Below are 8,147 nucleotides of genomic sequence, written 5' to 3' on the forward strand. Positions count from 1 at the left end.
GCGGGCGTTCGCTGCGGGGTCGCCCGACCCCGTCATGAGCTCCCCCATCATCGACGGGGTCACCTGCCACGCCAGACCCCAGCGGTCGAACAGCCAGCCGCACATGGACGGTCGGCCGCCGTCGGCGAGGAGCGCGTCCCAGACCCGGTCGAGCTCGTCCTGGGTGTCGACGTCGACCTGGAACGACACCGCGTCGGAGTGCGGGTGGCCCGGTCCGCCGTTCATCGCACGGTAGGGCCGGCCGAGCAGCGTGAACTCGACCACGAGGACGTGCCCGTCCGGGGTCTCCGCCACGCTGTCGATCCGCGAGTCCGCGAACAGCGACACGTAGTGCTCGGCGGCCTGCCGTGCCTCGTCGTCGTACCAGAGGAAGGGGGTGATGGTCGTCACGGTCGGGTCCTGTCCTGTCAGTCGGCCACGCCGCGGCTGAGCAGCCCGGCCCGCTCCGGGTGCTCGTCGAACCACTGCCCGACGAACCAGCACATCGGGACGACGCGCTTGTCGGACGTCCGCTCGACCTCGTCGACCGTGTGCTCGACGAGCGCGGCGGCGTAGCCGTGGCCGCGGTGCTTCGGCACCGTGTACGTGTGCGGGAACGCGATCGCATCCCCGTTCTCGCGGTAGTCGAGGACGGTCACCAGTTCGCCGTCCACGTACATGGCGTAGCGGTGCTCGTCGGGCTCGTGGCGGAACTCCTCGGTCATGCCGCCATCATGCTCCCGGAACGGCGTTCTGCTCGCCCGACGTCTGCCCGGCCCGGGAATGCACCCCGTTCCCGCGCGTTGCGTCCTGCATGACCACGATCGGCATCATCGGAGCAGGCAACATCGGATCCCAGCTGGCACGCCTCGCCGTGCAGCACGGCCACGAGGTGGTGATCGCCAACTCCCGCGGCCCGGAGACGCTCACCGACCTGGTGGACGAGCTCGGCCCGTCGGCACGTGCCGCGACCCGCGACGAGGCGGCGGCAGCCGGGGAGGTCGTCATCGTCACGACCCCGCTCGCCGCGATCGAGACCATCCCCGTCGAGCCGCTCGCCGGCAAGGTCGTCATCGACACGAACAACTACTACCCGCAGCGCGACGGGCACATCGCGGCGCTCGACGACGAGACGACGACCACCGCGGAGCTCCTCCAGGCCCACCTGCCCGCCTCGCACGTCGTCAAGGCGTTCAACCACATCGGCGCCGCGGACCTCACCGGTCACGCGACCCCGGCGGGCACGGCCGACCGCCGTGCACTCGTCATCGCCGGTGACGACGAGGGCGCCAAGCAGACCGTCACCGCGCTCATCGACGCGTTCGGGTTCGACGTCGTCGACGCCGGGCCGCTCGCCGAGGGGTGGCGCATCCAGCGCGACACCCCCGGGTACGGTCCGCGCCTGACCGCGGACGAGCTCCGTGAGGCGCTCGCCGCCGCGAAGCGGTACCGCGACCAGTAGGTCGGCACGGGCCGGGTCGGCGGCCCGCGAGACTCGCGCTGAGCGACAGATCGCGCGCGTGCGAGCGCGAGAACGGTCGCCCACGGCGAGACTCGCCGCCGCCGCCGCGAGACTCTCCGCAGCCGCCGCGAGCCTCGCCGCCGCGCCTCAGCGCCGCGCGGTCGCACCGTCGAAGATGACGGTCATCTCGGTGACGTCCTCCTCGGACGGTGCCCACGCGGCGCCGGCCTCGGCGTTCTGCGTGATCTGCTCCGGCTTCGTCGCCCCCGCGATGACGCTCGACAGTCCGGGCTGGGCCAGCAGCCAGGCGAACGTCGCCTGCAGCATCGTCACACCCCGCTGGTCGCAGAACCGCTGGAACTCGTCGAGCACGTCCCACGGGGCGTCGGCCAGCAGCTGCGGCTTCGACGTGCTGAGGCGTCCGTCCGCCGGTCCGCCCGCCTTCGTGTACTTGCCCGTGAGGAGTCCGTTGTACAGCGGGAAGTACGGCAGGAACCCGAGGGCGTACGCCCGGACGGCGGGGAGCACCTCGTCCTCGACGCCGCGCGCCAGGGGGCTGTACTCGTTCTGCGCCGACACGAACTGCGTGGTGCCGGCGATCGACGCGGTGAGCTCGGCCTCGGCGATCTGCCACCCGGCGAAGTTCGAGTGGCCGACGTAGCGGATCTTGCCCTCGCGGACGAGGTCGTCGAGCACGGAGAGCGTCTCCTCGATCGGCGTGACGCTGTCCGGCGCGTGCATCTGGTACAGGTCGATCCAGTCCGTCCCGAGGCGTCGGAGCGACGACTCGACCGCGAGCCGGACGTAGCGCCGCGAGCCGCGCACTCCCCAGTCCGGCCCGTTCGCACCCTGCATGTCGAGGCCGAACTTGGTCGCGAGCACGATCTCGTCCCGGCGACCGGCGACGGCCTTCCCGAGCATCTCCTCGCTGAGGCCGGGACGACCGCCGTAGATGTCCGCGCAGTCGAACAGGGTGACCCCGGCGTCGAGTGCGGCATGCACCACCGCGTCGGTGCCCTCCTGCGTCTCGGAGGCGGTGCCCGGCCGTCCGAAGTTGTTGCAGCCGAGGCCGACGGTGGACACGACGAGCCCCGAGGGCCCGAGCGGACGGTGTTCGATTCCGGTCATGCCCCGACCGTACCGGCGACCGGCCGCGGACGGCCCCGAACTGGGGATGCGCCCGCCCGGGGGCTCCCCGATACAACTGAGTCTGGATCAGACCAGCGGAGGGAGCTGCAGTGGCGTCGCATCGCATGCCGGAGTCCGAACGACCTCGTCGGCCGGTCCCCGCCTGGGTCACCGCTCCCCCGGAGGACGGCCTGGAGGCACGCCCCGCGCCCGCCAAGAGGGCCGCCGCCCTGCCCGTGGCCGGTCCGCCTGTGGCCGGTCCGCCCGTGGCCGGTCCGCCCGTGGCCGGCCCCACGGCGGTCGTGGCCCCGGCCCCCACGGGCGTCGCCGCCGCGGCTCCTGCTGCTGCCGCTGCCGAGGTCGAGGCCGCGGACCCCGTCGCCGGTGCGTCCGCCCCGCTCGCCGACGTCGCCGGTGGGTCCGCCCCGCTCGCCGACGTCGTCGTCCCCGACTTCCCGCCGGACCAGGACCTCCTGCCGCCGGCGCCGACCTCCCCCGCGGTGCACACCCTGCCGTTCGACCAGCTCCTGACCGCATCCCCGGCACCGGTCTCCCCGGTCGACGCCGGTCCGCTCGCCACCCCCGCGGCGGCGGCTCCGGCCCCCGTCGCTCCCCGGGCACCGGCCGTCCCGACGGTCGGGCAGCCGCGCTTCTCGGTCCCGGGCCTCGAGCACGTGGTCGTGCAGGGCACCGAACCCGAGCCGACCGGACCCGTCGGGTACCGCACGCCCGCGCGGTTCGCCGCCCGCCAGGGTGTTGTCGCACCGCCGCTGACCCCGGACGCGTCCGCCGGCGCCGCGACGCTCGCCGGCGCACCCGCGTCCGCTGTCGGACCGGGCCTCCCGCTAGCGACGCAGGCCGACGCGGCGCCGACCGTCGCCGCGCCCGTGGTGCGCGAACCCGCCCCGACCGAGCCGATCCTCCATTCCGGCGCAGGCCCGACGGAGGCGACCGCCGCGGACCCGGCGACCACCCGGCGACTCGGCGCGACGCCCGGAGCCGTCCTCGGAGCGCTGGCCGGACTCGCCACGCTCGGACTGGCCGCATGGTGGTTCACCGCGCCGTCGACCGTGCACTGGGTCGGGGTGCTCCTCGGCGTGCTCGCTCTCGTGGTGTCGATCGTCGTGCTCCGCGACCGGACCGCCACCTGGCAGCGGCCCGTCGCGCTGCTCGGTGCCGTGCTCGGCGCTGTCGGCACCCTGGTGCTGCTGTGGGCGGTGGCCTCGGCGCTGCTGCCGGCGGCCGGCATCACGTTGCCCGACCTCACCGGGACCGGGACCGTCCCGACCGTCGCGCCGTAGGCCGTCAGACCGCGCGGATGACGCCGCGGGACAGGATCGCGTTCGTGAGGGCGTCCACGGGCTCCCGCTGCGTCGTCGGGTTCGCGATGAGGACGTAGTCGACGGCGGGCAGGTCCGGCAGCGCCAGCCGCTGCGACACCTTCACGAGGTCCGCCGGGATGAGCGAGTGCGGGAACACCGCGACGCCGATGCCCGCCCGCACCGCCGCGAGCACGCCGTTCACGTCGCGGGTGTTGCACGTGATCCGCCAGGTACGCCCCGCGGCCTCGAGCGCGTCGATCGCCATCTGCCGGCTGATGCTCGGCGCCTGGTAGACGATGAGCGGCACCGGCTCGCCCGCTTCGAGCGCGATGCCGTCCTGCGCCATCCACACCATCTGGTCGGTCGCGACGCGGGTGCCCTCGGCGGACTCCCCCGCGGTCTGCTTGATGAAGACGAGGTCGAGCTGGCCCGCGTGCACCCGGCGCAGCAGCGGCGCGGACTGGTTCACCGTGAGCTCGAGGTTCACCTGCGGGTGCAGGCGCCGGAAGTCCCGGAGGATGCGCGGCAGCTGGGTGATCGCGAGGTCGTCGGCGGCGCCGAAGCGGAGCCGCCCGCGGGTCGCCGCCCCGGAGAAGTACGCGTCCGCCGTCGCGTGTGCCGCGAGGATCGTCCGCGCGAACCCGGCCATCGCGTCCCCGTTGTCCGTGAGCGTGACCCCGCGGGTGTCCCGGGCGACCAGGGTCCGTGCCACCGCTGCCTCGAGGCGACGCACGTGCTGCGAGACCGTCGGCTGGCTGATCCCGAGTCGGACCCCGGCCGCCGTGAAGCTCTGCGTCTCCGCGACCGCGAGGAAGGTCCGCAGCAGCACCGGATCGAGCACGGCGGTACCCCCTCATTCGACATCGCAATGGACTGATAGCAACCATACGGGGATCGAATGGGCTGCGGACAAGTAGTTTCGAACGGGTACCGTTCCACCCCCGATGTTCGGAGACCCCAGCCGTGAGTGCGTCATCGACGACCCTCCCCCCGCCCACCGAACCACTGCCCGTCATCGCCGAACGTCCGCCGTGGCGGCACACCCTCATCGCGCTGTCGGTGCCGAACTTCCGGATCTTCACGGCGACGAACCTCGTGGCGATGACCGCCGGGTGGATGCAGCGGATCGCGCAGGACTGGCTCGTGCTCCAGCTGACCGGGTCGGTGGCACAGGTCGGCATCACCGTGGCGTGCCAGTTCGCGCCGATGCTCTTCTTCGGCCTCTTCGGCGGGGTCATCGTCGACCGGTTCTCGAAGCGGGCGCTGATGATGCTGACGCAGGGCGCGTTCGCGGTCCTGTCGCTGCTGCTCGCCGTGCTCACCCTGACCGGCGTCGTGGAGGCGTGGCACATCTGGGTGATCGCGTTCCTCGTCGGCATGGTCACCGTCGTCGACAACCCGGCACGCCAGGTGTTCGTGACGGAGATCGTCGGCCACCAGCACCTCCGGAACGCGATCAGCGTCAACTCGAGCGTGTTCCAGCTCGGCGGCATGATCGGGCCTGCCCTGTCGGGGGCGCTCCTCGTGGCCGTCGGGGCAGGCTGGTCGTTCGGGGTCAACGCCGTCGCGTGCGCCGCGGTGGTCGTGACGCTCGGGTTCCTCCGCGTGTCCGAACTGCACCGGACCCCGCCGGCACCCCGGACCAAGGGGCAGCTCGTCGAGGGGCTCCGGTACGCGATGCGCAAGCCGACCATCCTCGTGCCGGTGGTGCTCATGGCGTTCTTCTCGGTGTTCGCGCTGACGATGCCCGTGCTGCTGTCGGCCTTCGCGTCCGAGGTGTACGACGTCGGGGCCGGTGGCTACGGGGTGTTCAACTCCGCGGTCGCGATCGGTGCCCTGGCCGGGGCGCTGCTGTCCACGCGGCGGGCGGTGGTGCGGCTCCGCACGATCGTCGGCGGGGTGTTCTGGACGGGCGTGCTGCTCGTGGCCACCGGGCTCGTGCCGGTCATCGCGCCGTTCACGGTGGCACTCGTGGCCGTCGGGATGTCGCAGCTGCTGTTCATGACCGCGTCGAACTCGCTCGTGCAGCTGTCCTCGAACGTGGCGATCCGCGGCCGGGTGATGTCGCTGTACGTCCTCGTGCTGCTCGGCGGACAGGCGATCGGCGGGCCGGTGATGGGCCAGGTGGTGGACCACTTCGGGGCGCACGTGGGGATGGTCGTCGCGGGAGGCGTGCCCGCGGCCGCGGCCGCGGTCGTCGCGCTCGTGCTCGCGCGGCGGGGCGGCCTGCACCTCGCGGTGCGGATGCGGCACCACGTGCCGGTGCCCGCGATCGTCGGGCACCGCTGAGGCGCGCGGCGCCGCGGCGCGCGCGGCGCGCGCGGCGTGGCGCCGCCCGCGGCGCGGGCCGCCGCACAACCAAAGTCGCTTCGCACCGCGTGATCGCGCGGTGCGAAGCGACTTCGGTAGTGCGAACGCGACCTGACGTGCGCTCGACAGGGCGGGACGGACGCGAGGCCCGTGGCGGGGGCGCCACGGGCCTCCAGGCCGTCGAACGGTCGCGTCAGTACGCGACGCCGAAGCGCGCCTGGTGGTGCGCCGGCGTGACGATCTCGTCGACGAACGCGATCGCGAAGTCCTCGCCCGAGATGTCCGAGTTGCCCTCGGCGTCGGTGAGGAGAACGTCGTCCGAGGTGCGGTAGCTGCCCGTGCGCTCGCCCGGGTTGTAGCCGCCGAACGCCGCCGCTGGGCTGACGTAGAACCAGTCGACGTCGGTGTCCGAGGCCTGCAGCGCCTCGAGGATCGCACCGTGGCTCTTCGCCTCGCCCGCGAAGGCGTCCGGGAAGTCGGGGGTGTCGTAGAGGCGGGGGCCGCCCTCCGCGACGAAGAGGGACCCGGCGCCGCCGACGATGCCGAGGCGCGCGCCGGCCGCCGAGGCCGCATCGACGAAGTGCTGGAAGCGGTCCTTCAGCTCGGACCCGTCAGCCTGGACGGCGTGCAGCGAGACGACGATGACGTCCGCGCCCGCGGTGACCTCCGAGACGAAGCCCTCGTCGAACGCGTCGCCCTGCGCGAGCGTCAGCCCCTCGGCCGGCTCGAGCTTCGACGTGTCCCGCGCGACGGCGGTGACGGCGATGCCGCGGGAGAGGGCCTCGCGGGTGATGGCGGAGCCGGCGTACCCGGTGCCTCCGAAGACGACGATGCTGGTCATGGCAGTCCTTTCGTGGAGTCGTGCTGCTGGTGCGTGCGGCGTGCTGACGACGCGGCGTCACTCACTGTACGGGTGTTACTCTCTTTCGGTAAGTAGGCACCTGACAGTGCGTAACGGAGGTCGTCGTGTCCGCTCTGGAGTACACCCCCTACGTGGCCGACTGCCCGTCGCGCCAGCTCCTCGACCGCATCGGCGACCGGTGGAGCGTCCTGACCATCGGGTCGCTCGTCGACGGCCCGCAGCGGTACTCCACGATCGCGAACCGCGTCGAAGGGGTCTCGCAGAAGATGCTGACGCAGACCCTGCGGGCGCTCGAGCGGGACGGCCTCGTCACCCGAACGGTGTTCCCCGAGATCCCGCCGCACGTCGAGTACGAACTCACGGACCGGGGTCGCTCCCTCCGGAACGTGCTCGAACCACTCGAGCGCTGGGCGACCGAGCACATGGACGACGTCGCGGAGTCGCGCGCGGAGTACGACGCGCGGTGAGGCCGGCGGGCGCGGGCGCGTCCGCGTCCGCGTGTCTGACGTTCGCCTGGAATCCCGTCGCCGACTGGGTGGTTGCCTGGGGACATGCGATCAGTCGTCTACTCGAAGCCCGGTGACTCGTCCGTCCTGACCGTCGTGGAGCGCCCGCTCCCCGAGCCCGGGCCCGGCGAGGTCCGCGTCCGCATCGTGACCTCCGGCGTCAACCCCACCGACTGGAAGGCCCGCGCCGGCGGTACCTACGGCGACGGTCTGCCGTTCCCCGAGGTCACGCCGAACCAGGACGGCTCGGGCGTCGTCGACGCTGTCGGTCCGGAGGTCGACGACCTCCGGGTCGGTGACCGAGTCTGGCTGTTCATGGCCGCGTCCGACCGACCGACCGGCACGGCGCAGGAGTACACCGTCGTCCCCGCCGAGCGCGCGGTCCCCCTGCCCGACAGGGTCGGCCACGACGTCGGAGCGTCGCTCGGCGTGCCCGCGATGACCGCCCACCGCGCACTCACCACGCACGAGCACGGCCCGGACCGCCTGGCGCCGGGCGCACTCTCGGGCAAGACGGTCTTCGTCGCGGGTGGCGCCGGGGCCGTCGGGCACGCGGCGATCCAGCTCGCCCGCTGGGC

At 73.0% G+C, this 8,147-nt stretch carries 10 protein-coding genes; 5 read left to right on the forward strand and 5 right to left on the reverse strand.

The window, feature by feature from the left end:
* Both I59_RS11200 and I59_RS11205 read right to left on the reverse strand, forming a co-directional pair.
* Positions 1 to 390 (reverse strand): VOC family protein (locus tag I59_RS11200; RefSeq protein WP_031273649.1); only part of this gene is annotated, 390 nt, incomplete at its 3' end.
* A 17-nt stretch (positions 391 to 407) separates the two neighbouring features.
* On the reverse strand, positions 408 to 764 hold the full coding sequence (locus tag I59_RS11205) for a GNAT family N-acetyltransferase (RefSeq protein WP_376764449.1): 357 nt from the start codon (positions 762 to 764) through the stop codon (positions 408 to 410).
* Positions 765 to 793: 29 nt separating this feature from the next.
* On the opposite strand from I59_RS11205, the gene I59_RS11210 reads away from it, so the two are divergent.
* Positions 794 to 1,441 carry an NADPH-dependent F420 reductase gene (locus I59_RS11210; protein WP_022903939.1) on the forward strand — a complete coding sequence of 216 codons (648 nt, stop codon included), beginning with the start codon at positions 794 to 796 and terminating at the stop codon, positions 1,439 to 1,441.
* Positions 1,442 to 1,588: 147 nt separating this feature from the next.
* Here I59_RS11210 and I59_RS11215 read toward each other — a convergent pair whose 3' ends face one another.
* The gene (locus tag I59_RS11215; RefSeq protein ID WP_022903940.1) at positions 1,589 to 2,569 is read right to left on the reverse strand and encodes an aldo/keto reductase; all 981 of its coding nucleotides are present in this window, start codon (positions 2,567 to 2,569) and stop codon (positions 1,589 to 1,591) included.
* 281 nt (positions 2,570 to 2,850) lie between these two features.
* On the opposite strand from I59_RS11215, the gene I59_RS20955 reads away from it, so the two are divergent.
* A complete protein-coding gene (locus tag I59_RS20955; protein ID WP_148286181.1) occupies positions 2,851 to 3,870 on the forward strand; it encodes a hypothetical protein in 1,020 nt (339 codons plus the stop codon).
* A 4-nt stretch (positions 3,871 to 3,874) separates the two neighbouring features.
* Here the strand turns inward: I59_RS20955 and I59_RS11230 are convergent, their stop codons facing one another.
* On the reverse strand, positions 3,875 to 4,732 hold the full coding sequence (locus I59_RS11230) for a LysR substrate-binding domain-containing protein (RefSeq protein ID WP_022903942.1): 858 nt from the start codon (positions 4,730 to 4,732) through the stop codon (positions 3,875 to 3,877).
* 122 nt (positions 4,733 to 4,854) lie between these two features.
* Here I59_RS11230 and I59_RS11235 point away from each other — a divergent pair, with 122 nt between their 5' ends.
* Positions 4,855 to 6,180 (forward strand): MFS transporter, encoded by a 1,326-nt coding sequence (locus I59_RS11235; RefSeq protein ID WP_083882064.1) that lies wholly within the window; start codon positions 4,855 to 4,857, stop codon positions 6,178 to 6,180.
* Positions 6,181 to 6,394: 214 nt separating this feature from the next.
* On the opposite strand, the gene I59_RS11240 is transcribed toward I59_RS11235, so the two are convergent.
* Complete coding sequence (locus I59_RS11240) at positions 6,395 to 7,042, reverse strand: NAD(P)-dependent oxidoreductase (protein WP_022903943.1); 648 nt, start codon at positions 7,040 to 7,042, stop codon at positions 6,395 to 6,397.
* Between the two features lie 125 nt (positions 7,043 to 7,167).
* Here I59_RS11240 and I59_RS11245 point away from each other — a divergent pair, with 125 nt between their 5' ends.
* Entirely contained in the window at positions 7,168 to 7,530 is a 363-nt protein-coding gene (locus I59_RS11245; RefSeq protein WP_022903944.1) for a helix-turn-helix domain-containing protein, read from the forward strand.
* An 84-nt stretch (positions 7,531 to 7,614) separates the two neighbouring features.
* Positions 7,615 to 8,147, forward strand: a 533-nt coding sequence (locus I59_RS11250) for an alcohol dehydrogenase catalytic domain-containing protein (RefSeq protein ID WP_022903945.1), incomplete at its 3' end; no start/stop codon positions are given.

Origin of the sequence: Curtobacterium sp. B8 (genome assembly GCF_000333315.1) — a bacterium.
Classification (GTDB): Bacteria; Actinomycetota; Actinomycetes; order Actinomycetales; family Microbacteriaceae; genus Curtobacterium; species Curtobacterium luteum.